The sequence below is a fragment of the Amycolatopsis sp. TRM77291 genome, from assembly GCF_054166285.1.
Genome location: NZ_JBSZHF010000001.1, coordinates 1,920,331 through 1,945,644, shown reverse-complemented (window position 1 = coordinate 1,945,644; position 25,314 = coordinate 1,920,331). Strand labels below are relative to the sequence as shown.

The 25,314-nt window shown below is 69.6% G+C and carries 23 protein-coding genes; 9 read left to right on the top strand and 14 right to left on the bottom strand.

Features of this window, described 5'->3' with window-relative positions; genetic code table 11:
- Nucleotides 1-71 precede the first annotated feature (71 nt).
- Both ACXIZN_RS09145 and ACXIZN_RS09140 read right to left on the bottom strand, forming a co-directional pair.
- Complete coding sequence (locus ACXIZN_RS09145) at nt 72-1,307, bottom strand: acetyl-CoA hydrolase/transferase family protein (protein WP_457953623.1); 1,236 nt, start codon at nt 1,305-1,307, stop codon at nt 72-74.
- Between the two features lie 7 nt (nt 1,308-1,314).
- Complete coding sequence (locus ACXIZN_RS09140; protein WP_457953621.1) at nt 1,315-1,953, bottom strand: winged helix-turn-helix transcriptional regulator; 639 nt, start codon at nt 1,951-1,953, stop codon at nt 1,315-1,317.
- 61 nt (nt 1,954-2,014) lie between these two features.
- Between ACXIZN_RS09140 and ACXIZN_RS09135 the strand changes: the two genes are divergently transcribed.
- Nucleotides 2,015-2,899 carry an alpha/beta fold hydrolase gene (locus ACXIZN_RS09135; protein WP_457953620.1) on the top strand — a complete coding sequence of 295 codons (885 nt, stop codon included), beginning with the start codon at nt 2,015-2,017 and terminating at the stop codon, nt 2,897-2,899.
- Between the two features lie 72 nt (nt 2,900-2,971).
- A complete protein-coding gene (locus ACXIZN_RS09130) occupies nt 2,972-3,880 on the top strand; it encodes an RNA polymerase sigma-70 factor (protein ID WP_457953618.1) in 909 nt (302 codons plus the stop codon).
- An 88-nt stretch (nt 3,881-3,968) separates the two neighbouring features.
- Here ACXIZN_RS09130 and ACXIZN_RS09125 read toward each other — a convergent pair whose 3' ends face one another.
- The 3 genes from ACXIZN_RS09125 to ACXIZN_RS09115 all read right to left on the bottom strand — a co-directional run bounded on the left by ACXIZN_RS09125 (nt 3,969) and on the right by ACXIZN_RS09115 (nt 6,559).
- A complete protein-coding gene (locus tag ACXIZN_RS09125; protein WP_457953616.1) occupies nt 3,969-4,121 on the bottom strand; it encodes a hypothetical protein in 153 nt (50 codons plus the stop codon).
- Nucleotides 4,096-5,478, bottom strand: coding sequence for an amino acid permease (locus ACXIZN_RS09120; protein WP_457960488.1), 1,383 nt, complete (start codon nt 5,476-5,478; stop codon nt 4,096-4,098). Before ACXIZN_RS09120 ends, ACXIZN_RS09125 begins: the two co-directional genes overlap by 26 nt.
- 193 nt (nt 5,479-5,671) lie before the next feature.
- On the bottom strand, nt 5,672-6,559 hold the full coding sequence (locus ACXIZN_RS09115; RefSeq protein WP_457953614.1) for a LysR family transcriptional regulator: 888 nt from the start codon (nt 6,557-6,559) through the stop codon (nt 5,672-5,674).
- A gap of 72 nt (nt 6,560-6,631) precedes the next feature.
- Here ACXIZN_RS09115 and ACXIZN_RS09110 point away from each other — a divergent pair, with 72 nt between their 5' ends.
- Nucleotides 6,632-7,627, top strand: coding sequence for a YeiH family protein (locus ACXIZN_RS09110; protein WP_457953612.1), 996 nt, complete (start codon nt 6,632-6,634; stop codon nt 7,625-7,627).
- On the opposite strand, the gene ACXIZN_RS09105 is transcribed toward ACXIZN_RS09110, so the two are convergent.
- From ACXIZN_RS09105 to xsc, 3 genes are all read right to left on the bottom strand, one after another.
- Nucleotides 7,605-8,597: a phosphotransacetylase gene (locus ACXIZN_RS09105; RefSeq protein WP_457953610.1), complete on the bottom strand. Its 993-nt coding sequence runs from the start codon at nt 8,595-8,597 to the stop codon at nt 7,605-7,607. The two genes, ACXIZN_RS09110 and ACXIZN_RS09105, sit on opposite strands and share 23 nt — an antisense overlap.
- Before the next feature lie 67 nt (nt 8,598-8,664).
- Complete coding sequence (locus tag ACXIZN_RS09100; protein ID WP_457953609.1) at nt 8,665-10,029, bottom strand: aspartate aminotransferase family protein; 1,365 nt, start codon at nt 10,027-10,029, stop codon at nt 8,665-8,667.
- Between the two features lie 344 nt (nt 10,030-10,373).
- A complete protein-coding gene (gene xsc / locus ACXIZN_RS09095) occupies nt 10,374-12,182 on the bottom strand; it encodes a sulfoacetaldehyde acetyltransferase (protein ID WP_457953607.1) in 1,809 nt (602 codons plus the stop codon).
- A gap of 143 nt (nt 12,183-12,325) precedes the next feature.
- On the opposite strand from xsc, the gene ACXIZN_RS09090 reads away from it, so the two are divergent.
- Genes ACXIZN_RS09090 through ACXIZN_RS09080 form a run of 3 tightly spaced genes read left to right on the top strand, consistent with a single transcriptional unit; the run spans nt 12,326 to nt 15,753 of the window.
- Nucleotides 12,326-13,126 (top strand): IclR family transcriptional regulator, encoded by an 801-nt coding sequence (locus ACXIZN_RS09090; protein WP_457953606.1) that lies wholly within the window; start codon nt 12,326-12,328, stop codon nt 13,124-13,126.
- 9 nt (nt 13,127-13,135) lie between these two features.
- Entirely contained in the window at nt 13,136-14,068 is a 933-nt protein-coding gene (locus tag ACXIZN_RS09085) for an AAA family ATPase (protein WP_457953604.1), read from the top strand.
- Nucleotides 14,065-15,753, top strand: coding sequence for a cobaltochelatase CobT-related protein (locus tag ACXIZN_RS09080; protein ID WP_457953602.1), 1,689 nt, complete (start codon nt 14,065-14,067; stop codon nt 15,751-15,753). The genes ACXIZN_RS09085 and ACXIZN_RS09080 overlap by 4 nt, the downstream gene beginning before the upstream one ends.
- On the opposite strand, the gene ACXIZN_RS09075 is transcribed toward ACXIZN_RS09080, so the two are convergent.
- The gene (locus ACXIZN_RS09075) at nt 15,736-15,936 is read right to left on the bottom strand and encodes an antitoxin (RefSeq protein WP_125682836.1); all 201 of its coding nucleotides are present in this window, start codon (nt 15,934-15,936) and stop codon (nt 15,736-15,738) included. The two genes, ACXIZN_RS09080 and ACXIZN_RS09075, sit on opposite strands and share 18 nt — an antisense overlap.
- Nucleotides 15,937-16,127: 191 nt before the next feature.
- Here ACXIZN_RS09075 and ACXIZN_RS09070 point away from each other — a divergent pair, with 191 nt between their 5' ends.
- Nucleotides 16,128-16,778, top strand: coding sequence for an OmpA family protein (locus ACXIZN_RS09070; protein WP_457953600.1), 651 nt, complete (start codon nt 16,128-16,130; stop codon nt 16,776-16,778).
- Entirely contained in the window at nt 16,775-18,004 is a 1,230-nt protein-coding gene (locus tag ACXIZN_RS09065; RefSeq protein WP_457953598.1) for a polysaccharide pyruvyl transferase family protein, read from the top strand. Before ACXIZN_RS09070 ends, ACXIZN_RS09065 begins: the two co-directional genes overlap by 4 nt.
- A gap of 158 nt (nt 18,005-18,162) precedes the next feature.
- Here ACXIZN_RS09065 and ACXIZN_RS09060 read toward each other — a convergent pair whose 3' ends face one another.
- From ACXIZN_RS09060 to ald, 5 genes are all read right to left on the bottom strand, one after another.
- Nucleotides 18,163-19,602 carry a sodium:solute symporter family protein gene (locus tag ACXIZN_RS09060; protein ID WP_457953597.1) on the bottom strand — a complete coding sequence of 480 codons (1,440 nt, stop codon included), beginning with the start codon at nt 19,600-19,602 and terminating at the stop codon, nt 18,163-18,165.
- Complete coding sequence (locus ACXIZN_RS09055) at nt 19,602-19,814, bottom strand: DUF3311 domain-containing protein (protein ID WP_457953595.1); 213 nt, start codon at nt 19,812-19,814, stop codon at nt 19,602-19,604. Before ACXIZN_RS09055 ends, ACXIZN_RS09060 begins: the two co-directional genes overlap by 1 nt.
- Nucleotides 19,811-21,469, bottom strand: coding sequence for an amidohydrolase (locus ACXIZN_RS09050; RefSeq protein ID WP_457953594.1), 1,659 nt, complete (start codon nt 21,467-21,469; stop codon nt 19,811-19,813). The genes ACXIZN_RS09055 and ACXIZN_RS09050 overlap by 4 nt, the downstream gene beginning before the upstream one ends.
- Before the next feature lie 100 nt (nt 21,470-21,569).
- Nucleotides 21,570-23,033, bottom strand: a complete 1,464-nt coding sequence (gene pdxR / locus ACXIZN_RS09045) for a MocR-like pyridoxine biosynthesis transcription factor PdxR (protein WP_457953593.1) — start codon at nt 23,031-23,033, stop codon at nt 21,570-21,572.
- Between the two features lie 65 nt (nt 23,034-23,098).
- On the bottom strand, nt 23,099-24,214 hold the full coding sequence (gene ald / locus ACXIZN_RS09040; protein WP_457953591.1) for an alanine dehydrogenase: 1,116 nt from the start codon (nt 24,212-24,214) through the stop codon (nt 23,099-23,101).
- 177 nt (nt 24,215-24,391) lie between these two features.
- On the opposite strand from ald, the gene ACXIZN_RS09035 reads away from it, so the two are divergent.
- A complete protein-coding gene (locus ACXIZN_RS09035; protein ID WP_457953589.1) occupies nt 24,392-25,102 on the top strand; it encodes a TSUP family transporter in 711 nt (236 codons plus the stop codon).
- Nucleotides 25,103-25,314 lie beyond the last annotated feature (212 nt).

The window sequence follows — 25,314 nt, the reverse complement described above, 5'->3', positions numbered from 1 at the left end:
GCTTTCGCGACCTGCCCGACGTTGCGAAAGCGGCTTTCGCGACGTGCCCGCCCCTCAAGGGAAAACCGGCACTACGAGAGCGCGAATCCCAGTTCCCTCCCCCGCGTCACGAGTTCTTCCCGGGCCGACGGATGCGCGACGTGGTCGACGATCTGCTGCGCCTGTTCGCTCGAATCGTTGCCCCAGATGGTCGCGACGCCGTGTTCGCTCACCAGGAAACTGTGCTGGAACGAGGTCACCGGCCCGGCCAGCCGCGGCACGACCGTCGAGACGTCGGCCTTCGGATGCCACGACGGCAGCGCGATGATCGCCCGCCCGCCGGGTGAGTGCAACGCCCCGACCACGAAGTCGGTCTGCCCGCCGAATCCCGAATAGATCGCGCCTCGTACCCGGCTCGCGTTGGCCTGCGCGAACAGGTCCACTTCGAGAGCGCTGTTCACCGACACCAGGCCGCGCTGCCGGGCGATCACGGCGGGATCGTTCGTCTTTTCCGTGCGCAGCAAGCGAACCCGCGGATTGCGGTCGAGCCAGCGGTACAACTCCGCGGTGCCGAACACGAACGACGCCGTCACCGGCACGGCCGGATCGAGGGCGCCGGCGCGGTCGAGCGCGAGCACGCCGTCGCTGAACATCTCCGACCAGATCGCGAGCCCGCGCCGCCCGGTCACCGCGGCCAGTGTCGCGTCCGGGATCCCGCCGATGCCCAGTTGCAGGGTCGCGCCGTCCTCGACCAGGCCCGCCACCCGTTCACCGATGGTCCGCGCCGTGTCCCCCACCGGCCGCGGGACGGGTGACAGGAGCGGCTCGGCCACGTCGAGGGCGTAGTCGATCTCGCTGACCGGCAGGACTCCGTCGCCGTGGACGAACGGCATCCCCGGGTTGAGTTGCGCGACGACCAGGCCACCGCGCGCCCGCACCGCCTCGACGGCCGCGGGCAGGATGTTCACCTCGGTACCCAGCGACACCATGCCGTCCACCGGTACCGAGGTGTGCAGCAGGACCACGTCCGGCGGCAGCGCCGTCTTGAGCAGTTGCGGCACCAGCGACAACCGCGACGGGAAGTACCGCAGCCCGGCGCGGCCGCGCATCCCGGCACCCACGAACGGCGTCTCCAGCAGCACACCTTCGCGGTCCGGCATTCCGGCCTGCGCGTTCAACGCGAACAGCCGGTACTCCGCCAGCGCCGTGTCCAGCACTTTCAGCGCCCGCATCGGGGTGGCGAAGTTCCCGCTCACCACCACCCGGGGGCATGACGCGGGAACGCCCGCCAGGATGGAACCGAGCTGACTCTCCGACAAGACACGCATGAACCGATCATGCCCGAGGGACCGCATGGCGGGTCTGGAGGAGGTCCCGCACCGCCGCTTCGTCCCCCTCGATGTCGACGAGCCCGGCGACGTCGTCGAGCTTGAGCGCACCCGCCGCCAGCCCGAGAACGATCGCCGCGTCGGCCCGGAGGACGGCGTCGAGTTCGCCACCGTCGTGCTTCTCGACCTCTGTTCCACCGGGCGCCGCTCGCAACCGGAACAGGCTGCCGTCCACCTCGATACCGATCGTCGGCGCCCGCCCGGCGGATCCGCCGGGCAGCAACGCTCGGAGGGCGACGACGAGCCATGTGGCGTCGAATCGATCACCATCCGGCCCGCGCATCATGAGCGGTGTCGACCAGCGGACAAGGCCCTCGATCGGCTCGCGCAGCCCGGCGCCCCATTCCGTGAGGGCGTAGAGGACGGCGTTGGACCCCTCGGCCAGGTTCCGTTCGACCACGCCGGCGGCCTCGAGGTCGCGGAGGCGATCGGCGAGCAGATTGGTGGCCACGCCGGGAAGCCCGTCGAGCAGCTCCCGATAGCGGGCGGGGGCGATCAGGAGCTGGCGGACGATGAGCAGATTCCACCGATCGCCGACGACGTCGAGCGCCCGGGCGAGCCCACAGTACTGGCCATAACTCCGCATTGCTTGCCCTTCTCAAGTGTGCGTGAAAAACTCAAGTATCCCGAGGCCGGAGGAGGCCGCGATGGCCGACATCACCGAGAGCGTCCGGCCCTCCTGGGTCGACGACGACCTGTTCCCGTTCGAGAGCCGCTTCGTCGACATCGACGGGAACAACGTGCACTACATCGACGAGGGCTCGGGGCCCACCCTGGTGTTCCTGCACGGCAATCCGACCTGGTCGTTCCTCTGGCGCGACGTGATCAGTGCGCTGCGCGGAGACTTCCGGTGCGTCGCCCTCGACTACCCCGGCTTCGGGCTGTCGACGCCGAAGCCCGGCTACCGATACTGGCCCGAGGAGCACGCGGACGTGGTCACCGGGTTCATCGACGCGCTCGGCATCGAGAAAGCGACCCTCGTCGGGCAGGACTGGGGCGGCTTGATCGGCCTGGCCGCCGCTCAGCGACGGCCAGGCGCGTTCGATCGGCTCGTGCTCGCGAACACCTGGGCCTGGCCGGTCAACGGGATCCTCCATTTCGAGGCCTTCTCCCGCATCATCGGCGGGCCCGCAGGCCGTTTCCTGGTCCGGCGGTTCAACCTTCTCGTCAACACGTTCATCCCCACCGGCCACCGGCGGCGGAAACCGACCGCGGCCGAGATGACCCATTACCGCCGGGCGCTGGACACCCCCGCGCGGCGGCAGTCTTCCGCCGTGTTCCCCGGCCGGACCCTCGCCAGCCGAGCCTTCTTCACCGAGGTCGAGGCGGGCCTCGCAGACGTCGCCCACCTGCCGGCGCTGATCGTGTGGGGCGACGCCGACATCGCCTTCCGCCCCCAGGAGCGCGAACGCCTCGAAGCGACCTTCCCCGACCACCGGACCGTGATCGTCGAGGGCGCCGGCACCTACGTCGAGTCCGACGCACCCGAGGAATTCGTCGCCGCGATCCGCGACTGGCTGGGAACGGGCTGACTGTCACAAAACGGTGCCGGCCGGGGTCGTATGGGCAAAGCACGACCGATACGACCCCAGCGAGGACCGGCGATGAGTGAACGACCCGAGGCGCAGGGCGCCATGGACCCGGCGACCGAAGCGTTCGTGACCCACCGCAACCTGCTTTTCACCGTGGCCTACGAGATGCTCGGTTCGGCCACCGACGCCGAGGACGTCCTGCAGGAAACCTGGTTGCGCTGGGCGGGCGTCGCACTCGACACGGTGCTGGATCCGCGCGCGTTCCTGGTCCGGATCACCACCCGGCAGGCGCTCAAACGGCTGCGGACGCTCGGCAGGCGCAAGGAGTCCTACGTCGGCCCGTGGCTACCCGAACCGCTGCTGACCACCCCCGACGTCGCCGAGGACGTCGAACTGGCCGCCAGCGTGTCGATGGCGATGCTGCTGGTGCTGGAAACACTCGCGCCGACCGAGCGGGCGGTCTTCGTGCTGCGGGAGGTTTTCGCCGTCGGCTACGACGAAATCGCCCAGGCCGTCGACAAGACTCCCGCCGCCGTACGTCAGATCGCCCACCGGGCGCGGGCCCACGTCGCCGCGCGCAGACCGCGCGGCACCGGGTCGCCGGCCGAACACCGGGCTGCTCTCCAGGCGTTCCAGTCGGCGGTGGAAACAGGCGATCTGCAGGGCCTGCTCGACATCCTCGCGCCGGACGTCGTCGCGCTCAGCGACGGCGGCGGGGTGAAACACGCCCTGCTGCGGCCGATCGTGGGCGCGGACAAGGTGGCCCGGCTGCTGGCCGTCGGCTGGTGGAAACGCGAGGCGGAAAGGTCCGTCGAACCGGTACAGGTCAACGGCGGCCCCGGTCTGCTGATCCGGGTCGGCGGGGAGATCGACGGCGTGCTCGCGGTCCGGGTCGAAAACGGCTTCGTCACCGGTGCCTATCACGTCCGCAATCCCGAGAAACTCGCCAGCGTGACCAGGGAGTTCACGGTGAGCAGGTGATCCGCCGGGCTGAAAGCGTCCTTCACCGGGTCGGATGCGGTGAAGGACGCTTTCAGCCCGTNGAAAACGGCTTCGTCACCGGTGCCTATCACGTCCGCAATCCCGAGAAACTCGCCAGCGTGACCAGGGAGTTCACGGTGAGCAGGTGATCCGCCGGGCTGAAAGCGTCCTTCACCGGGTCGGATGCGGTGAAGGACGCTTTCAGCCCGTCCAGGTCACTCCCGGACGGTCGCCGGGGCACGCTCGGGTTCGTCCGGGACGGGATCGGCGGGCCCGGACGGCGCCTTCGCCACCGGCTTCCCCCGCCGCCGCCGGATCTCGAATCCGAGGAGGATCAACGCGAGCGTCACCGCGCTGAGCCAGAACTGCGAGCGAGTCGACGGCAGCAGCGCCATCGCCAGGATCACCGCGGCCATCAGCGCGATGGTCGCGTAGCTCAGCCACGGGAACAGCCACATCTTGAGTGTGAGCTTGTCCGGATCCTCTCGTTCCAGCCTGCGGCGGAGCCGCACCTGCGCCAGCGCGATCGAGAGGTACACGAACAGCGCCACGGCGCCGTAGGAGTTGACCAAGAACTGGAAGATCAGGTCCGGCGAGGTGTAGGCGGCGATGACGGACACATACCCGATCGCGGTCCCGGCCAGGATCGCGCGCCGCGGCACACCGCTGCGGGAAAGCCTGGTGAAGGCCTTCGGCGCGTCGCCGTTGCTGGTGAGCGCGAACAGCATCCGAGACGAGGTGTACAGCGCCGAGTTCAGGCAGGAGAGCACCGCGGTCAGGACGATCGCGTTCATGATCGTGGCCACGGCCGGGATGCCGAGCACCTCCAGCACCGCCGCGTACGGGCTCACCGCGGTCGCCGGATCGTCCCAGGACTTGATCGCGACGACGAGGAACACCGAACCGACGTAGAACAGCACCACCCGGAAGATGATCGACCGCATGGCCTTCGCGATCGCCTTCTTCGGTTCCGCGGACTCGGCGGCGGCGATGGTGACGATCTCCGCGCCGGTGTAGAAGCCGATGCACGGGACCACCGCCGCGAGTACCGCACCGATCCCGAGTGGCGCGAATCCGCCGTGGGAGACCAGATTCGTCAGTCCACCTCGGGCGCCCGGCCAGAAACCGAACAGGTACAACGCACCCACGACCAGGAAGACGACGATCGCGACGACCTTGATCGAGGAGAACCAGTACTCGAACTCGCCGTAGGACCGGGCCGAGACCATGTTGGTGCCGGTGAGGATCAGGAGCAGGCCGAGACTGAGCACCCACAGTGGCACGTCCGGTACCCACAGCTGCAGGATCCGGCCGCCCGCGACGGCTTCGACCGCCACGACGATGACGAAGAAGTACCAGTACATCCAGCCGACGGCGAAGCCCGCGCGATTGCCGAGCGCCTCCCTCGCGTAGACGTAGAACGAGCCGAGCGCGGGTTTGGCGATCGTCATCTCCGCGAGCATCCGCATGATGAGCACGGTGATCAGGCCCGCGATGAGGAACGAGACCACCGCGGCCGGACCGGCCGACTGGATGACCACGCCGCTGCCGACGAACAGCCCGGCCCCGATGACGCCGCCGAGGGCGATCAGGTTCATATGTCGCTGCTTGAGCCCTGGTTTCAGGCCGCTGCTCTGTGCCGGGTCGGACGCTGAAGTCACGTCTCCTCCTTCTCGCACGCACCGCCGGGGCGGTGGCGCTGGGAGCTCCATTGTGGTTCCGGTCACCGTAGGAACAAGTCGGGCGCTGAGCGAGGGCCAGTTACGATGTGGGAAAGGGGTCCAGTTCCACTCAGGACGGCTTGCGCGTCGCCAAGGCCAGCAGTTCCGCCGCCGGGCCGCCCAGGCGCCGTCCGGCGGGCCACACCGCGCGCAGGACGCGTCCGAAGTCGACACCTTCCACCGCGACGGACACGAGATCGTGGCCGGTGACGTCCAGTGCGCTGATCACCGCAGGGCCGGCGCCCGCGATCACGGCGTTGCGGACGGCGGAGGCGGAACCCAGCTCCAGCAACGGTTTCACCGGCCCCACCCCGGCCCGGCGCAAGGCCGTGTCGACGGTCTCCCGGGTTCCGGAGCCCTGTTCCCGCACCACGAGCGGCGTGCTCGCCAGCTCCGCCGGGGTCAGCGGACGACGTTCGCGCGCCCAGGGATGGGCGCCGGAGACGACCACCACGAGATGATCCCCCGCGACCCTCCGCGACGTGAGACCGGGCAGCGCGCCGGGCGACTCGACGAAACCGAGGTCGACCTTGCCCTCGCGGGCCAGTACGGCGACCTGATCCGAATTCGTGACCTCGAGGCCGAGGTAGAGGCCGGGGTTCGCGCGTTTGAGCTCGCCGATCCAGCCAGGGACCAGATGCTCGGCCAGCGTCATGCTCGCCGCGACGCGGAGTCCCGCCTCGTGCCGGGTCCGCAGTGCCTCGGCGCCGTCGAGCAGCCCGTCGAGCTCGGTGAGCACGCGGCGCGCCCAGCCGGCGATCACGCGGCCGTCCGGGGTGAGCACGGAACCGCGGCGGGTCCGGTCCAGCAGCACCAGGCCGAGTCGTCGTTCCACAAAGGACAGCCGCTCGCTCGCCGACGCCTGCGCGATCCCGAGGATGGCCGCGGCCTGCCCGATGCTGCCCAGTTCGCCGACGAGGACGAGCAGGCGCAGGGAGTCCAGCTCCGGCGCTGTCATAGCCAAACTGCATGACCTACCCGCCGCATTCGCGGCTACCGGCACTGTCCTCTCCGGACGACGCTCGTCACCATGAGCACCACGTATGCGCGGCGGACGAAGCCGCATCTGACCGGTCTCGCCGTCACCGCGCTCGGTGTGGCCGTCGCGTACCTGCTGAGCACCGCCGTTCCGGTGCTCAGCGCCCTCACGCTCGCGGTCGTGCTCGGGGTGCTCGCCGGCTCGCTGCCGGTGCTCTCGGACGGCACCCGGCAAGCCATCGCGAAGGTGACGAAGAAGCTCCTGCGCGCCGGTGTCGTCCTTCTCGGCTTGCAACTCGCGCTCCCTTCGGTGCTTTCCCTCGGCCCTGGCACGTTGCTCGCGGTCGTGCTGACGGTCGGCCTCACGTTCCTCGGCACGATCGGGCTCGGCAGGCTGATCGGCGTCCCGCGCGGTCTCGCGATGCTGGTCGCGACCGGGTTCTCCATCTGTGGCGCGTCGGCGATCGCGGCGATGGAAGGCGTCGTCGAGCGTGAAGACTCCGACGTCGCGACCGCGGTCGCCCTGGTCACCTTCTACGGAGGCCTGGCGATCGCGGCGGTCCCGCTGCTCGGCGGCTGGCTGGGCATGGACGCGCTGCGGATCGGCGGCTGGGCCGGGTTGGGCGTGCACGAGGTCGCGCAGGTCGTCGCGGCCGCCACCCCGGCGGGGACCGCCGCCGTCGCGGTCGCCGTGGTGGTGAAGCTGAGCCGGGTCGTCCTGCTGGCGCCGATGGTCGCGGCGGTCAGCGTGCACGAACGCCGTCGGCGCCCGTCCGCGGGCGGGAAGCGCGCGCCGCTGGTCCCGCTGTTCGTCCTCGGTTTCCTGGCGATGGTGGTGGTGCGCAGCACCGGGATCCTGCCGGGTGCCGCGCTCGACGTCGCCAAGGTGGTCTGCACGCTGCTGCTGGCGGGAGCGCTCTTCGGGCTGGGCTGCGCGGTCCGGATCGGCACCCTCGTCCGCACCGGTGGCCGGGCGCTGCTGCTCGGCCTGTTCTCCACGCTGCTCGTCGGCACCATCGCCTACGTCACCCTCGCCCTGCTCGGCTAGCTTGGACCGCGCTCAGCAGCGCGAGCGTTTCGATGTCGGAGGACGAGCAACCGCGGGAGAGATCGTTGAGCGGCGCGGCGAGGCCCTGGAGGATCGGGCCGAGCGCGACGGCTCCGCCGAGCCGTTCGGCGATCTTGTAGCCGATGTTGCCGGCGTCCAGATTCGGGAAGACGAGGACGTTCGCGCGACCGGCGACCGCGGATCCGGGTGCCTTGGCCGCCGCGATCGACGCCACCAGCGCGGCGTCGAACTGCAACTCGCCGTCCACGGGGAGACCCGGTTCCCGCTGCCGCACCAGCGAAGTCGCCTCGCGGACGACGTCGACGCGCTGATGGGCCGCACTCCCCTGCGTGCTGAACGACAGCATCGCGACCACGGGGTCTTCGCCCGTCAGGCCGCGATGGGTCGCCGCGGCGGCGAGGGCGATGTCCGCCAGCTGCTCCACACCCGGCTCGGGGACCACGGCGCAGTCCGAAAAGGTCAGCCGCCGCCCGTCCGGGAGCAGCAGCAGGAAGCAACTGCTCAAAGTGGACACTCCCGGGGCCAGGCCCACGACCCGGAGCCCCGCGCGCAGGACGTCGGCGGTCGGCCGGGTCGCGCCGGCGACACAAGCGTCCACGACACCCGCCCGCAGGGTCGCGGCCGCCACGAACACCGGATCGCGCCGGGCCGCGTCGAGTTTTTCCGGACGACGCTCGAATCCCGCTGCCAGGGCGGCCTCGATCCGGTCGTCGGCAAGGGCGTCCGCGATGTCCACGATCAGGTCTTCCGTGGCACCTGCCGCGCGAAGGCGCGCCCCGTCACCGAAAAGCAGCGGGCGCACGACTCCCTCGTCCCGGAGCGTCATCGCGGCGCGGACGGCGCGCTCGTCGTCGCCGTCCGGCAAGGCGACGCGGAGATCCCCGCCGCGCAACGCCTCCCGCCAGCCGTCGAGCGTGGCGTCCGGCGTGACCTCGGTGGTCAGGCTCATCGAAGTACCTCCACGGACGAAGCGGGGGCCGCCGGAAGATGGCGGCCCCCACGTGGTGAAAAGAGGATCAGGGCTGGACGGCCTTCTCGACGTCGTTGAGCATCGCGTCGACGCCGTGCAGAAGCTCGGTGAGCACCTCGCGATCGGCGACGAGCGGCGGCGAGATCATCAGCATCGTCGCGCCGCGATCGTCGCCGCGGAGGATGACGCCCGTGCGCCGGAACGCCTCCGGGAGCACCTCGCGAAGCACCTTCAACGACTCGGCCTCGGTCAGCTCACGGCCGCTGTCGCGGTCGGCCATCAGCTCGATGGCGTAGAAGAACCCGGTGCCGCGGACGTCCTTGACGCAGCGGTGCGCGGACTTGAGCGAGTTCAGCGCGGCGAACAGCTCCGGCCCCTCGATGCGCACGTTGTCGAGCACCCGCTCGTCCCGCATCGCGGTGAGGTTCGCGACGGCGACGGCGGTGGCGACCGGATGCCCGCCCCACGTCGCTCCGTGAGTGAAGACACCGCCCTTGGGTGAGTCGTACAGCTCGGTGACCAGCTTCTCGCGCACGATCACCCCGCCGAGCGGCGCGTACCCCGACGTCGATCCCTTGGCGAAGGTGATCAGGTCCGGCAGCACCCCGGTGACGCCGTGCCCGAACCAGTGGCCCAGCCTGCCGAACGAGCAGATGACCTCGTCGGACACGAGCAGGATGCCGTACTTGTCGCACAGGGCGCGCAAAGCGGGCCAGTATCCCTTCGGCGGCACCAGCGCGCCGCGGCCGTTCTGCACCGGTTCGGCGAACAGCGCCGCGATCGTCTCCGGCCCCTCCTCCAGGATGACCCGCTCGATCGCCGTGACACAGTCCAATTCGGACGCCGGGCCGCAGTCTCCCAGCAGTCCCAACGTGTTCGGCACGTGCCGGACGCCCGGCATGAGCGGGCCGAAGGGCTCCTTGATCTTCGCCAGCCCGGTCACCGAGAGGGCGCCGATGGTCGTGCCGTGGTACGCCATGTCGCGGCTGATGATCTTCGTCCGCTCGGGCTGCCCCTGGCTGCGGTGATACTGCCGGGCGAACTTCAGCGCGGTTTCCACCGCCTCCGAACCCGAGTTGACGAAGAACGTCGTCCCGAGGTCGCCGGGCGCGAGCTCGGCCAGCAACGTGGCCGCCTCGATCGCCGGGGTGTGCGCCGAACCCCAGTTGCTCGCGTAGGCCAGGGTGCCGACCTGGTCGGCGGCGGCTTTGGCGATGTCGGCGCGTCCGTGGCCCATGTTGACGCAGAAGAGCCCGGCGAGACCGTCGAGATGGCGGCGTCCTTCGGTGTCGATCAGGTAGCTTCCCTCGCCGCGTACGAACACCGGGAAATCCGAGGCCCAGGTGTCCTTGCGGGTGAAGTGCGGGCCGAGATGCCTGCGGGCCTGCGCTCGCAGCTGGGTGACGTCCACCGGAGACCTCCTTCGAGACACGAGTCTGTGCTTTGACTTTCGCAACCCGGCTGGCACCGGCCCAGCACCAGAGCGGCGGCGTTCGATGGGTCCAGTTGGCCGGGGCCGGCACCTTGGTGGCAGCGGGGCCACGCCTCATGATCACCCGTCACCTTGCGCGCCCCAGGTGTCGCGAAAGCCACTTTCGCGACGCCTGATGTCCCGAAAGTGGCTTTCGCGACATGGCCCGCCCCAAACCAGACCGAGCACGACGGTGGGGCGTTGATGAAGGCCCCAAGCGCGTAAAGGCCCCCTACCCTCGGCTGAGCCGAGGGTAAGGGGCCTTCACACGTAAAACCCGAGGCCTACACGTAGTCCTTGTACTTCTCCAGGAACCGCACCGGCTTGGACAGCGCGTCCCGGCGGAACGGGTCACCCAGCTCGCGGGTGCACATGATCTCGATGACGGTCGTCTTGCCCTCGTTCATCTGCGCGTCGACGGCGCGCTGCAACGCGGGGCCGACCTCGTCGAGCTTCTCCACGACGATGCCTTCCGCGCCCATCGCCTTGGCGATCCCCGCGAAACTCTCGCTTTCCAGTTCACCCGCGACGAACCGCCGGTTGTAGAAGTCGACCTGGTTCTTCTTCTCCGCGCCCCACTGCCGGTTGTGGAAGACCACCGCCGTGACCGGGATGTCGTGGCGGACCGCGGTCATGATCTCGCCCATGCTCATCCCCCACGCGCCGTCGCCGGCATAGGAGATGGCGGGCCGGTCGGGCGCCGCGGCCTTGGCACCGATGATGGTTGGCAAAGCGTACCCGCAGTTGCCGAAGCTCATCGGGGCGAAGAAGCTGCGCGGCTCCTCGAAGCGCAGATAGCTGTTCGCGACCGAGTTGATGTTGCCGATGTCGGTCGACACCATCACGCGCGGCGGCATCGCCTTCTCCAGCTCCCGCAGCACTTCCCGCGGGTGCAGCCAGTTGCCCTCCTCGCTCTCCTGCTCCGCGATCATGTCGAGGCTGAACGGGTCGGTCTCGTGGGTCCAGGCGTCGAGTTCGGCCTCCCACGCGTCTTTCTCCGCCTTGATCTTCGCCGCGCGCGCGTCCTTTGTGGAGTCACAGGCCAGCGTCTTGTCCGCGAGGCGCTTGGTCAGCGCGACGGCCGCGTCCTTGGCGTCGCCGCAGATGCCGACGGTGATCTTCTTGACCAGGCCGAGCATCTTGTGGTCCGCGTCGATCTGGATGATCTTCGCGTCCTTGGGCCAGTAGTCCATGCCGTGCTGCGGCAGGGTGCCGAACGGGCCGAGCCGCGAGCCGAGCGCGATCACGACGTCCGCCTGTGAGATCAGTTTCATCGCGGCCTTGGAACCCTGGTACCCCAGCGGTCCGCACCACTGCGGGTGGCTCGCCGGGAACGAGTCGTTGTGCAGGTAGCTGTTCACCACCGGCGCGCCGAGACGTTCCGCGAGCGCCTTGCACTCCTCGACGCCGTCGGCCATCACGACGCCGCCACCGGAGATGATCACCGGGAACTCCGCCGTTGCCAGCAGCGCGGCGGCCTCGTCGAGGCTCCGCTCGCCGCCGGGACCGCGGTCGAGCCTGGCGGGCTCCGGGATCTCGGCCTCGATCTCGCCGTAGAAGAAGTCGCGCGGGATGTTGAGCTGCGTCGGGCCGAGCTCGGAGTGGGCCCGGTCGAAGCACCGGCCGGTGTACTCGGCCATCCGCTTCGGGTTGTTGACGTGCCCCTGGTACTTGGTGAACTCCTGGAACATCGGCAGCTGGTTGGCCTCCTGGAAACCGCCGAGGCCGGTGCCCATCGTGCCCGCTTCCGGCGTCACGATGACGACCGGGCTGTGCGCCCAGTAGGCGGCGGCGATCGCGGTGACGCAGTTGCTGATGCCGGGACCGTTCTGCCCGATGACGACGCCGTGCCTGCCGCTCACCCGGGCGTAGCCGTCGGCCATGTGCCCGGCGCCCTGTTCGTGCACGACCGGTACCAGCCGGATGCCGGCCGGCGCGAAGATGTCCATCGCGTCCATGAACGCCGACCCCATGATGCCGAAGATGTCGGTGACGCCGTTCGCCACGAGCGTCTCGACGAAGGCCTCGGACGGGGTCATCTTCTTCCGGCCGCTGACGACCACGCGGCCGTCACCCGTCTTCCGTTCCGTCATGTTCCGCTCCTTCGACAGGCAGATTTACAAAAAACGATACGTGGCGTTCCTGAAATCAGGATGCGACCGACGATAGGACGCGGATCGCCGAGCGTCAACGTCGGATTCTGGAAACCGAGACACCATGTGCTACTTTTCGGAACATGGAGCTGCTTCGCGAACCCGATCCGATCAACGGGGACACGCCGACCATGCGGCTGTTCTCCCTGCTGGAGCTGATCGCCGCCAAGGACCAGCTGGTCTCCCTGCAGGGCCTCGTCGAGGAGACCGGTCTGCCGAAACCGACGCTGCACCGCATGCTGCAGCAGCTCGAAGGGGCCGGCCTGCTGGTCCGCCAGGCCGACGGCCGCCACTACGGCACCGGCCACCGGCTGCGACGGCTCGCGGAGAACCTGCTCCTCAACGCGACCCACCACGGCGCCCGGCACGCCGTCCTGCGCCACCTCGTCGACGAACTCGGTGAGAGCTGCAACGTCACCACGTTGTCGGGCAACGAGATCGTGTACCTCGACCGCGTGGAGACGCCGGAACCGCTGCGGTTCTACCTCAGGCCCGGCTCGCGCGTGCCGATCCACTGTTCGGCCAGCGGCAAGATGATCCTCGCGCAGATGAGCCCGTCGCAGCGGCGGAAGCTGCTCGCGCACGCGCCGCTCAAGCAGTACACGAACAAGACCCTCACCGGCCTCGACGCGCTCGAAGCCGAGTTCACCCGCATCCGCCGCGACGGGTTCGCGCTCGACGACGAGGAGTTCCTGCCCGGTTTGGTGTGCGTCGCGGTCCTCGTGCCGGGGCGTGCCAACCTCTGCGTCGCCGTGCAGGCGCCCGTCATGCGGCTGACGCCGGACAAGGCACTACAGACGCTACCCGCGTTGCAGCGCGCGGCCGAAGCGATCAGCCGCGTCGACGCCGAGGGCGCGTCCGAACCGGAAAGTGTTCCGTCGTAAGGAGTTCTCATGGTCCCCGAGCTACGGCTCCCGGTACGCGAAGTCTTCGGCGTCGATTCGGACCTCGTCGTCGGCGCGTTCCGCGAGCGCGGCGAGCACGTCCCCGAGATCGACGAGGCGTACCGCTTCAACCCGGACGTGACCCTGGCCCTGCTCGCCGGATTCACCCGCGATCGCCGGGTACTGGTGCAGGGACTGCACGGCACCGGGAAGTCGACCCATATCGAGCAGGTCGCCGCACGGCTCAACTGGCCGTGCGTGCGCGTCAACCTGGACGGTCACCTCAATCGACTCGACCTCGTCGGGCGTGACGCCGTCGTCCTACGCGAGGGCAAGCAGGTCACCGAGTTCCAGGAGGGCATCCTCCCGTGGGCGCTGCAGCGGCCGGTCGCGCTGGTGCTCGACGAGTACGACGCCGGCCGCCCGGACGTCATGTTCGTGCTCCAGCGCGTGCTCGAACGGGACGGCAAGTTCACCCTCACCGATCAGAACCGCGTCCTGCGGCCGCATCCGTCCTTCCGGTTGTTCGCCACCGCCAACACGGTCGGGCTCGGCAACCTCAACGGGCTCTACCACGGCGCGCAGCGGCTGAACCACGCGCAGATCGACCGCTGGAACATCGTGGCGTCGCTGAACTACCTGCCCGCCGCCGAGGAGATCGCGATCGTGCGGGCGCGGGTCCCCGGCGTCTCCGAGTCGCTGGCGGCGTCCCTGGTGGCGGTGGCCGCCTTGACCCGCAAGGGTTTCCAGGCCGGTGACCTGTCCACCCTGATGTCCCCGCGCACGGTGATCACCTGGGCGGAGAACATCGAGATCTTCGGTGATCCGGCGACAGCGTTCCGGCTGTCCTTCGTGAACAAATGTGACGAAGCCGAGCGGGACCTGGTGGCGGAATACTTCCAGCGCTGCTTCGACGACGAGCTACACCTGCTCTCGGCATGACCGCGGGGCAGGCCGAAACCCGGCGCCGCAACCAGGTCGAGGAGCTGTGCGCGGCCGCGGTCCGGGCGCTCACCGGCGATCCGGCGCTCCACTTCCGCGCACGGCGCCTGCACCGCGGCCGCGACCCGCTGCCCATGCACGCACCGCATCTCCGCCACTCCGCCGACGACGATCTGCTGTCGTCCCGCGGGATCGCGGACGGGATGGCGCTGCGCCTGACGTCCTCCGACGCCGCCCTGCACCGGAGCCTGTGCCCGCGAGACCCGGCCGAACGCGGCATTTTCGAGCTGCTGGAACAGTTCCGCGTCGAATCGCTCCCGCCCGCGGACCTGCCGGGTATGCGGCGCAACCTGCGCCTGCGTCATCTGCGCTGGTCACTGGAGTTCCATCGCTCCGGCCTGACCGAGACCGCACGCGGATTGCTGCTGTACACGGTCGCGCAGATCTGCCGGTCGCGGATCACCGGCGAACCGGTGGCCGAGGAGACCGAGGACCTCATCGAGGCGACCAGATTCGCGCTGGCGCCTTCCCTCGGCCACGACCTCGCCGGGCTTCGGCGGCACCGGACGGACCAGAAGGCGTTCGCCGAACACGCGCTGGCGATCGCCCGGACGGTCGGCGGCCTGCTCGCCGGGACCGAGCAGGCCGCCGAGGACGAGAGTGATCCCACCGATCCGCGGTTCAGCCTCGTGATCGACTTCGACGCCAGCCACGGCGAACAGATTCCCACCGCGACCGCAGGCACCAGCCGGACCTTGGGCGAATCCGGTGCGGCGTACCGGGTTTTCACCACCGCGTACGACCGTGAACGCAGGGCGTCGGACCTGGTGCGCCCTGGGCTCTTGGCCGAACTCCGCGAACGGCTCGACCGGCGTGTCGGCAGGCAGGGGGTCGGGGCGGGACGGCTGGCACGCGACCTCAAGGCGGTGCTGGCCGAGCCCGCGCGCGACGGCTGGGACGGCGGCCAGGAGGAAGGTCAGCTCGACGGCCGCACGCTGGCGCAGCTGATCAGCTCCCCCACCGAACGCCGGATCTTCCGCACCGAACGGATCGAGCCGGTGGCGGACACCCTCGTGACGTTCCTGATCGACTGTTCGGGTTCGATGACCGCGCACGCGGAACCCGTCGCCGCGCTGGCCGACCTCTTCGCGCGGTCGCTCGAACTCGCAGGCGCCACCTGCGAGGTACTCGGCTTCACGACCGGCGCCTGGAACGGCGGGGGACCCGGGCGGGAGTGGAGACGAGCGGGACGGCCGCGCCATCCCGGCAGGCTCAACGAACGCCTGCACCTCGTGTTCAAGGACGCGGAAACCCCGTGGCGCCGGTCGCGCCCGGACCTGGCGGCGCTGCTGAAGGCCGACCTGTTCCGGGAAGGGATCGACGGCGAGGCGGTGGCCTGGGCCTGCGGCCGGATGCGCGCTCGAACCGAGGCACGCCGGATCCTGCTCGTCCTCTCCGACGGCAGCCCCATGGACGGCGCGACGAGCCTCGCGAACGATCCGCACTACCTGGACGAGCATCTGCGGGAAACGGTGCTGAGAGAGGAGAACAGCGTCGAGATCCGCGGGATCGGCGTGGGGCTCGACCTCAGTCCCTTCTACCGCCGCTCCCGGGTTCTCGACACCTCGGTCACGTCCGGGTACGCGCCGTTCCGGGACGTCCTCGAACTACTGACCCTGCGGTGAGTCCTGCTGCCCTTCGCCCGGCTGCTGCTCGCCGCCGGACTCGCCGAGGTAGTCCTTCGCCTTGTCGGCGGCCGAGTCGATCTTGTCCGAATGGTCACCGAAGCGGGATTTCGCGAAATCGGCGGCCTTGTCGACGTGCTCCCCGCTCACCTTGTCCTTCATACCTTCGAAGTCGATACCCATGAGAACTCCTCACGTATTGTGAATACGCCGGCTACCGGCGCATGACACCCATCAAAGTCCCTTCGCGCTCAATCGCAACTTGAGCCGGACGGTTGGGTGAGTCGCGTCAGCTTCACCTCATTTGCCCTTTGCGGACAAGGAAATCGGACTCGACCACCGGGAACGAGCATCGCCGAAGGTAGCTCACTCGGGTGTATTCACCACCGGTCCACCGGAACACGATTGGCGCTTTTAGCCCGTTCGTGTTCGTATCCCTGAGGTCAGCCAAAGCGGACACGGCCAAAGGGAGTTCGAACTTCATGCGCAGGAAAATTGCCCGGACGGTAACGGGCGTCGCGATCGTGGCCGGCCTGGTCGCCGCGTGCGGATCCGAGGGCGAAAACGGTGCGGCTGGGACCTCCGGCGCGAATGGAACCGCTTCAAGCGCGGCCGCCGCGTCGTCCTCCGGCGCCCCGGCTTCCTCGGGAGCGGGTACCGGAGACGCGGGTCAGGCCGGCGGTGAGGCGGCACAGAAGGTGACCGCGGCGATCCAGCAGGCACTCCAGCAGTCGCCGATCACCTTCACCACGGAAAGCGCCGAACTGACCGAAAAGAGCAAGACGGCTCTCGGCGAGATCGCCAAGGCCATGCAGGGCAACGACGTCAAGATCACCGTCGCCACCCATGCGGGTTACCCCGACGCGGAAAAGTCCAAGGCGCTGTCGGAAAAGCGCGCCGAAGCGATCACCACCGCCCTGGAAGGCGCGGGTGTGGCCAAGGACCGCGTCAAGACCGAAGCGACCGGCAACGAGAAGGCGCAGGGCGATCAGGCGTTGGACACGCAGATCACCGTCGCGCAGTGACCTTCGACGGAAGCGCGGGTGGGCGGAGCGATCCGCCCGCCCGCGCTTGTCACTATCTGATCGGCCCGAGTGGATTTCCCAACTACGGCGACGAACTGATCGCGGCGACGTGGCTGCGCCATCTGGCGCGGATCGATCCGGAGGCCGACGTCTGGCTCGACACCCACTCGCCGGGACCCGCGCGAGTGCTCTTGGACGGGCTGCATCCGCGCCTCCGCTGCACGGACACCCTGTGGCGGCTGTGCGGCGAGGCGCCATCGGACGATCCGTGGGAAGTGGCGCGCTGGGTGCAGTCGGCGGTGGACGACCCCGGGCTCGCGCCGCGGTGGGACGCCGGTATCGACCTCCTCGGCCGGACCGACGTGGTGCACCTGATCGGCGGTGGCTACCTCAACGCGTTGTGGCCACGGCATATCGGGCTGATCGCGGGCGCCGCGGCCGCCGCGCGGCGATCGGGCGCCCGCACGGCCATGACCGGGCAGGGCCTGACACCGTTCCCGCCCGGCGCCACCGACCTGCTCCGGTCGCTCACCGACCGGTTCGACGTCGTCGACGTCCGCGACGATCCATCGGCGGAACTGCTTCCCGGGGTCGCCCGGACTTGCGACGACGTCTTCCTGGAACCGCCCGAGCCCAGAGCCGCCGCGCAGGCGCGCGAATTCGTCCTCTGCGTACAGTCCGACATCGGCGCCTTCGAGCCGTCCGAACTGGCCGCCCAGGTGCTGGGTCTGGTGCGGGCGTGGGAAATCCACCCCGAGCAACTCGCCGTCGTCGAAGGGATCCCCCGAGTCGACCGCGCCGTTCCGGCGCTGCTGGAGCACGAACTCGCAGGCGCGGAATTCCATCCGTTCCGTGACATCTGGCGCCACGGCCCGCCGATGGCGCCCGGGCAGACCTGGATCTCCAGCCGGTACCACCTGCACCTCGTCGCCGCGGCGGCGGGCGCGACCGGCCTCGCGATGAGCGTGACGCGCGGGTACTACACGACCAAACACCGCAGCCTGATCGACCTCGGCTCGGGCTGGACGTCGTTCGACGCCGAGACGGGCGGGACGCCGGACCGGCCGGCCGGTACCGGCTTCCCGCCTCATGTCGTCCGGCGGTGCCGCGAGTTGAAGCTCTCGGTCGCGAAGGCGGTGTACGGAGAGCAGGTGCCCGAGGAAGTCACGGCACCTCCGCCCGCGCGGCGTCTCGCCCTGCGGTCGTGGCGGACCCGGTCGAGTTAGCCGGATGATGCGTGTCTGAAGCCGTAACTCGCGTGATTGGAGCCGTAACTCGCGTGATTCAGGGCGGATGACACGCGATGCGCGAGTTACGCCTTCCATCACGCGAGTTACGCCTCTGATCACGCGAGTTACGGCTCTGATCACGCATGATCGCTGTGTCACCGGCTGAGCGAAGGGACCGCCTCCAGGTCCGGGGCACTGTCGGCCGACCGTGCCACCGGGATCCGCGCCTTGCCCGGCGCCGCCAGGCTCCAGATCACCACCACGGCCAGGTTCACCCCGAGCGACACCAGCCCCGCGTTGAAACCGCCGAACGTCGCACCGGTGACGTACAGGGCGATCGCCGTGAGCACCCCGGTGACCATCCCGGCGGCCACCGCGGCCGTCCGCACCCGCCGCACGAACAGGATCGCGAGCCAGCCGGGGACGACCTGGGCGAGCAGGTTGTAGGTCAGGTTCAGGATGGTGAGCATCAGCGTCGACGCGACGAGGGTCAATACCGCCGCCAGTACCAGGAAACTCGCCACCGCGACGACGGTCCACCGCCGTTGCGCCGCGGCCGGGACGTTCGGCGCGAGGTTGCGGCAGACCATGCCGCCGATGGTGAGCGCGGTCGCGGCGAGCACCAGCACGCCCGACAGCGCGGCGCCGGCGGCGACGAGGCCCAGCAGCCAGTCCGGCAGCAAACCCTTGGCCGTCACCATGAACACCGTGTTCGGGTTCTCCAGGTCCGGATGCGCGCGCACGCCGTAGTAGGCGGCCAGCACCAGGAACGGGTAGATCAGCATGTACATCGGCATCCACACCGTCGAGCTCTTCACCGCGCGTTCGGAACGGGCCGGGAACACGTAGGCGCCGCCGAAACCGAGGTAGAACACGATGCTCTGGAACAGGATCGTCGTCATCGCGAAGGTGAGTTCCGAGCCACCCATGGTGGTCTGCGCCGCGCTCAGCACCTCGGGTCCGCTGACCTTCGCGGTACCGCCGGCGGCGATCACGACGGCCACCCCGACGAGCACGACGCCGAGCAGCATGAAGAAATCCTTGAGGATCGAAACGAACGCGGGCGATCGCACCCCGGAGACGGCGATGTAGACGAACGCCACGATGCCCGCCAGCACCACGCACTGCACGGGATCCAGCCGCAACCCCAGATTGCTCAGCACCACCTGGAGGCCGATGAACTGGTACTGCCCCCACGGGACCAGCGCGATCAGCATCGTGACACAGGTGATCAGCTCCAGCCGCCTGCTGCCGAAATGCCGCCCGAACACGTCGGGCACGGTCATCGCGTCGTACCGTTTCGCCGCCCGCCACACCAGCGGCGCCAGGAAATAGCCCAGTGAGTACGCGAGCAGGATGTAACCGAGGAACCAGATCCCGTAGCTCGCGCCATGCGCGTAGATACCGCTCGGGAACCCGATCATCGTCCCGATGCTGTACACCTCGCCGACCGCGAGGAAGTACACCAGCCACGCCGGGAACGACCGGCCGCCGACGAGGAATTCCGAGATCCCGCCGCCGCGTGTCGACCGTCCCGCCCATACCGCGAGCCCGATCGAACCCGCCATCACCACCGCCACGATCGCGATCAGCATCAGTCGTCCTCCGGGTAGTGGGCGCGGTCGAAGAAACGCCAGCTGATCCACAGGCACAGGGTGGTCAGCGGGCAGCAGCAGAACACCCAGAAGAACAGCACCGGGATGCCCAGCACCGATGCCGTCGATCCGGAGAGCACCAGAATCCCAGCCAGGAGGGCGATAGCGGGGAGGAACAGTCCTATGAGGACACTCGGCCAGCTGCGGATCATCGTCGTGCTCCCGTCGTCTCGCGCCGCCAGACGACCTCGCCGCCGCTGACGGTGGCGTCCACGGTCAGCTCGCGGATCCGGTCCGGGTCGACCGTGGTGGGGTCACCGGAGAGAACCGCGAGATCGGCGAGCTTTCCGACCTCCAGGCTGCCCTTGACGTCCTCCTCGCCCGCCAGGTACGCGGCGTCGATCGTGTAGCCACGCAGCGCGGCGTCGACGTCCACGGCCTGTTCCGGGCCGAGTACCTTGCCCTGTCTGGTGATCCGGCGTACCGCGCACCAGATCCCCTCCAGCGGTGGCACCGGGGTCACCGGGGTGTCCGAATGCAGTCCGAAGTGGATCCCGCGCGAGCGGGCCGAGACCAGCGGGCTGATCCGGCGGGCCCGCTCGGGGCCGAGGAAGACGTCACGATGCCGGTCTCCCCAGTAGTAGACGTGTTTGACGAAGAACGACGCGAGGACGTCGTGGGCCGCCATCCGGTCCAGCTGGTCTTCGCGCACCGTCTGGCAGTGCTCGATCCGGTGCCGCCTGCCGGTGCCGCGCGGCGAGCCCAGCCGCGAATAGCCGTCGATGATCGCGTCGATCGCCGCGTCCCCGTTGCCGTGCACGGCGACCTGCCAGCCCGCCGCGTCGAGCGCGGCGATCCGGCGGCCGAGGTCGGCCGGTTCGAGCAGCATCATGCCGTGCTCGTCCGGGTCGCAGGTGTAGCCCTCCGCGAGACAACCGGTCTTGCCCTGGATCGACCCGTCCGCGACGATCTTGACGCCGGTCATCGCGAACTTGTCGTCCGCGCCGTCTTGCGGGGCTTCCGGTTCGCCCTCGGCGAGGCCGGGCAGAAGGCCGTCGAACAGGTAGCCACGCACTCGGACGCGTAGCTTCCCGGCTCGCCTCAGCAGCGCGTACGCCTCCAGCTCTGCCGCTCCGCCGATGAGACCGATCCCGGTGTCGTGCACGGAGGTCACGCCGTTGGCGAGGTATTCCTCGTCCGCCAGCAGCAGGGCTTCGGCCAGTTCTCCCGCGCTCTGGCCGGGCAGCCGGGACGTGACGAGGAAGGCCGCCGTCTCGACGAGCACCCCGGTCGGCTCGCCCCGGGCATCGCGCACGATGAGGCCGCCGGGCGGGTCCGGGGTCTCGGCGGTGATCCCGACTTCGCGCAGGGCGAGCGAGTTCGCGGTGCAGAAATGCCCGGAAACATGGGTCAGGACCACGGGATTGCGACCGGAGACGGGATCGAGGTCCGCGCGTGTCGGATGACGGCCGTCCGCGAGCAGCGTGTCGTCGTAACGGAACCCGCGGATCCACTCCCCGGGCCCGAGATCCTTGGCCGCCTGCGCGACCCGGCCGGCGATGTCGGCGATGGTGTCGTTGGGCGGGCTGCCGGCGTCGACCGGCGCGGCCAGCGTCATCCCGAAGAACGCCGGATGGTTGTGGGACTCGACGAAACCGGGGATCACCGTGCGCTCCGCCAGGTCGAGCACGGTGGTCTCCGGGCCGATCAGCCGCGAGACCTCCCGTTCGGAACCGAGCGCGGTGATCCGCCCGCCGGTCGCGGCCAGCGCGCGGACCCGTCTCCCCGCCGCGTCGAGGGTGAGGACGGTGCCGCCGAGCGCGACGAAATCGGCTGCACGCTGGGGATCTTCTCGAAGGAATTCCACACAGGCCTCCCGGGCTCACGAGGGATCCCCAGACAGTGCGGCACGTCTGGCCGCCTGAACAGGTCCAGAACGCTCCGGCGCGGAGGTACCAGTTGGCCGCTCAGCCGCCGAGCAGGTCGCGGCAGGCCTCGCCGAGCAGGCGGATACCAGGGTCGATGTCGCGCAACGGTACGGCCGCGAAGCCGATCCGGAAGTGGTTGCGCGGCGGGTCTTCCCCGACGAAGAAGATGTCCCCGGGCTCGATCAGGACGCCGTCGCGCTCGGCGCGTTCGATCAGTGCCCGGCAGTCCAGTTCGGACGGCCCGGTCATCCAGAGGCTGACCCCGCCCGGCGGGTACGCCGTCTGCGTCCACGGCAGGTGTTCGGTGACCGCGGCGCAGGTCGCCTCCCATTTCCGCATCAATTTCGTGCGGTAGCGGCGCAGGGACCGGTGGTACTCGCCGCTGTCGATGAGCAGCGCCAGCGCCCGCTGGAGGTGACCGGGCGGATGCCGCAGCACGTACCGCCGGATCTCCCGCAGTTCCCGCACCAGCTCGCGCGGCCCGACCAGGTACCCCAGCCGCAGGCCGGGTGAGAGGAACTTGGAGAAGGTGCCGAGGTAGATCGCGTCGCCGGTGCCGTCGAGCGCCTTGAGCGCGGGTGTGGGGCTGCCGTGGTACCGGAATTCGCTGTCGTAGTCGTCCTCGACCAGCACCGTGCCCGCACTCGCGGCGAGGCCGAGCAGGCGACGGCGGCGGCCGATGCTCAACGTCGCGTTCGTCGGATGGTGGTGGCTCGGGGTGAGGTAGAGCAGGTCGACGCCGTCGAGTGTCTCCGGTGGGCGCAGGCCGCTCTGGTCGACGTCGACGCCGCGCAGCCCGGCGCCGGTGCGCAGGAAGATGTGCCGGGCGTCGAGGTAGCCCGGGTTCTCCATCGCCACGACGCTGTCCGGGCCGAGCAGCGCGCGGCCGAGCAGGTCGAGCCCTTGCTGCGAACCGACGGTGATCAGCACCTCGGACGGGTCGGCCTCGATCCCCCGCGCGGTGAGCAGCTGGCGGCAGATCAGGTCGACCAGCATCGGGTCGTCCGAGCCGACGCTGTCCTGCAGGCTCGGGAACACGTGCGGCCGGTACAGCGCGTCGCGCAGGCAGCGGGTCCACGACCGCGCCGGGAACGCGGTGACGTCGACCTGGCCGGCGAGGAACGGGTACGGATACGTGTGCCAGTCCGGGCGTTTCTCGATATGCGGCACCCCGGCATCCGGGTACCGGCGGACCCGCGCGCTCCAGTCGATGGCCGGGGTGGTGCCGCGCTCCTGCACGGCGCAATGCGGCCGCATCTCCGCGTTGATGAACAGCCCGCTGCGTTCCCGGCTCTCCACGAACCCTTCGGCGACCAGCTCCTGGTAGGCGAGGTTGATGGTGTTGCGGGAAACGCTCAGTTCGGCGGCCAGCTCACGCGAGCTCGGCAGCCGGTGCGCCGGGTCGAAGGTGCCGATCGCGATGCCGTGCTCGATGGCGCGCCGCACCTGCCGGTAGAGCGGCTCGGCGGACGTCCGGTCGATTTCGATCAACGTTCGCGGCAACGGCACCTCCCTCTCGGCGACGGGACCGGGATCTGAACCTAGCTCCAGATCCCGGCCCGCACCACCTAACCGAGCACGTCGTCCAGCGCGGCCGAGTCGATCCCGAGCGCCTCACCGACCGGCGCGGACGTCAGCCGCCCGTCCACCGTGCTGACCCCGCCGCGCAGCTCCGGGCATCGCGCGAGGGCGCCGGAGAGACCGTTGTTCGCCAGCTCCAGCGCGTACGGCAGCGTCACGTTCGTCAGCGCGTACGTCGAGGTGTGCGGCACGGCGCCGGGCATGTTGGCGACGCAGTAGAACACCGAGTCGTGCACGGTGAACGTCGGTTCCGCGTGCGTGGTCGGCCGCGTGTCCTCGAAGCAGCCGCCCTGGTCGACGGAGATGTCGACGAGCACGCTGCCCGGCTTCATCCGGGACACGAGTTCGTTCGATACCAGGCTCGGCGCCTTGGCTCCCGGCACGAGCACCGCGCCGATCACGAGATCGGCTTCGAGTACGGCCTCCTCGATCGAGTACGCGTTGGTCGCGGCGGTGCGGATCCGGCCCTGGTACATCCGGTCGGCGGCACGGAGCTTGTCGACGTTCTTGTCGAACAGGACGACGTCGGCCCAGGTCCCGGCCGCGCCGGCGACCGCGTTCATGCCCGCGACACCGGCGCCGAGGACGACCACCCGCGCCGGGGCCACGCCGGAGACGCCGCCGATGAGCACACCCCGCCCGCCGTTGGCGCGCATCAGCGTCTGCGCGCCGACCTGCGGGGCCAGCCGTCCGGCGACCTCGCTCATCGGGAACAGCAGGGGCAGCGAACCGTTCGGCAGCTGCACCGTCTCGTAGGCCACCGACGTCGTGCCCGCGTCCAGCAGCGCCCTCGTGCACGGCTCGCTCGCGGCGAGGTGCAGGTACGTGAACAGCAGCTGGTCGTGGCGCAGCCGGTGGTACTCCTCCGCGATCGGCTCCTTGACCTTGAGCACGAGGTCTCCGGTCGCCCAGACGTCGTCGGCGCTGTCGAGCACCTTCGCCCCGGCCGCGGCGTAGTCCTCGTCGCGCACGGAGGACCCTTCGCCTGCTCCGCGTTCGACGAACACCTCATGCCCGGCCGAAGTGAATTCGTGCACGCCCGCGGGCGTCACCGCGACCCGGTACTCGTGGTTCTTGACTTCACGAGGGACACCGATCTTCATCTCACGCTCCCGTCTGTTCCAAAGGCAATGACGCTGAGCGTGCGGCACGGCTGGAACGGCCAGAAGTGCCAGAACCCGCGCGATCGACGGGTCCAGTCAGCGGTCATAGCGATGGGCTATGACGTCCTCGCCGGATACCGGCTACCGGGGTTCGAACGCCGGCTCCACAATGGACCGGTGGGAACCCTGGCCATGACCTCGCTCGCGGCGGCGGCCGGGGTCGTCGCCCAACGTCTGTCGGGTATGGGGCTTTCCCTGCTGTGCGTGCCGTTTCTCGCGCTGGCGCTGGGCCCGCTCGACGCCGTCCGGCTCACCCTGCTGCTCGGCTTCCCGGTCTACCTGGCGGTCGCGATCACCCATTGGCGGGCGATCAGGTGGAAGCAGGTCGCGTGGCTGACGGTGCCCGCGGTGGTCTTCACCCCGCTCGTCGCGTTCGTGGTGCGCGGCGTTCCCGCGCGGCCTCTGCTGCTCGCCGCGGGTGGCTGCTGTGTCCTCGCGGTCGGCGTGCTGGCGAGCGGTGTCACCAGCAGACGGCTGGCGGGCAGGACGGGCGCCGTCGGCGCGGGCGTGCTGAGCGCGGCGATGAACTCCGTCGCCGGACTCTCCGGTCCCGCCGTGGCCGTGTACGGGGCGAGTGCGGGCTGGGGCGCGGACGAGACTCGCGGGACGCTGTCGATCTACTTCTTCCTGCTCGGCCTGGTGGCACTGCCCAGCCTCGGCTGGGTGGAGGTGCCCGTGAGCGTCCTCGTCGCGGTGGCGGGCGCGGCTCTCGCCGGTGATCTGCTGGGACGGGCGCTGAGCCGCCGGGTCGGCGAACGCTCTGTCCGGTGGTCCGTTCTGGTGCTTTCGGCGGCGGGTGGTGCGCTGACGCTGGCCCATGCGGCGTGAGACGCCGCTCGGCTCGCGACCGCGTGGCGGCCATGTCGCGAAAGCCACTTTCGAGACATCAGACGTCGCGAAAGTGGCTTTCGCGACACGTCTCGGCCGGGGAGCCACTCACGACCATCGCTGACATCCGTGAAGGGCCCCTTCACTACCCTCAGGGTAGGCAAGGAGGCCTTCACGGACACCGTCGGCCCGGTCCCGTTGCGAAAGTGGCT

What these genes read in the sequence shown, in the direction of transcription:
- ACXIZN_RS09145 (WP_457953623.1), bottom strand. Translation starts at nt 1,307, where the DNA reads ATGCGTGTCTTGTCGGAGAGTCAGCTCGGTTCCATCCTGGCGGGCGTT.
- ACXIZN_RS09140 (WP_457953621.1), bottom strand. Translation starts at nt 1,953, where the DNA reads ATGCGGAGTTATGGCCAGTACTGTGGGCTCGCCCGGGCGCTCGACGTC.
- ACXIZN_RS09135 (WP_457953620.1), top strand. Translation starts at nt 2,015, where the DNA reads ATGGCCGACATCACCGAGAGCGTCCGGCCCTCCTGGGTCGACGACGAC.
- ACXIZN_RS09130 (WP_457953618.1), top strand. Translation starts at nt 2,972, where the DNA reads ATGAGTGAACGACCCGAGGCGCAGGGCGCCATGGACCCGGCGACCGAA.
- ACXIZN_RS09120 (WP_457960488.1), bottom strand. Translation starts at nt 5,478, where the DNA reads ATGAACCTGATCGCCCTCGGCGGCGTCATCGGGGCCGGGCTGTTCGTC.
- ACXIZN_RS09115 (WP_457953614.1), bottom strand. Translation starts at nt 6,559, where the DNA reads ATGACAGCGCCGGAGCTGGACTCCCTGCGCCTGCTCGTCCTCGTCGGC.
- ACXIZN_RS09110 (WP_457953612.1), top strand. Translation starts at nt 6,632, where the DNA reads ATGAGCACCACGTATGCGCGGCGGACGAAGCCGCATCTGACCGGTCTC.
- ACXIZN_RS09105 (WP_457953610.1), bottom strand. Translation starts at nt 8,597, where the DNA reads ATGAGCCTGACCACCGAGGTCACGCCGGACGCCACGCTCGACGGCTGG.
- xsc (WP_457953607.1), bottom strand. Translation starts at nt 12,182, where the DNA reads ATGACGGAACGGAAGACGGGTGACGGCCGCGTGGTCGTCAGCGGCCGG.
- ACXIZN_RS09090 (WP_457953606.1), top strand. Translation starts at nt 12,326, where the DNA reads ATGGAGCTGCTTCGCGAACCCGATCCGATCAACGGGGACACGCCGACC.
- ACXIZN_RS09085 (WP_457953604.1), top strand. Translation starts at nt 13,136, where the DNA reads ATGGTCCCCGAGCTACGGCTCCCGGTACGCGAAGTCTTCGGCGTCGAT.
- ACXIZN_RS09080 (WP_457953602.1), top strand. Translation starts at nt 14,065, where the DNA reads ATGACCGCGGGGCAGGCCGAAACCCGGCGCCGCAACCAGGTCGAGGAG.
- ACXIZN_RS09075 (WP_125682836.1), bottom strand. Translation starts at nt 15,936, where the DNA reads ATGGGTATCGACTTCGAAGGTATGAAGGACAAGGTGAGCGGGGAGCAC.
- ACXIZN_RS09060 (WP_457953597.1), bottom strand. Translation starts at nt 19,602, where the DNA reads ATGCTGATCGCGATCGTGGCGGTGGTGATGGCGGGTTCGATCGGGCTC.
- ACXIZN_RS09055 (WP_457953595.1), bottom strand. Translation starts at nt 19,814, where the DNA reads ATGATCCGCAGCTGGCCGAGTGTCCTCATAGGACTGTTCCTCCCCGCT.
- ald (WP_457953591.1), bottom strand. Translation starts at nt 24,214, where the DNA reads ATGAAGATCGGTGTCCCTCGTGAAGTCAAGAACCACGAGTACCGGGTC.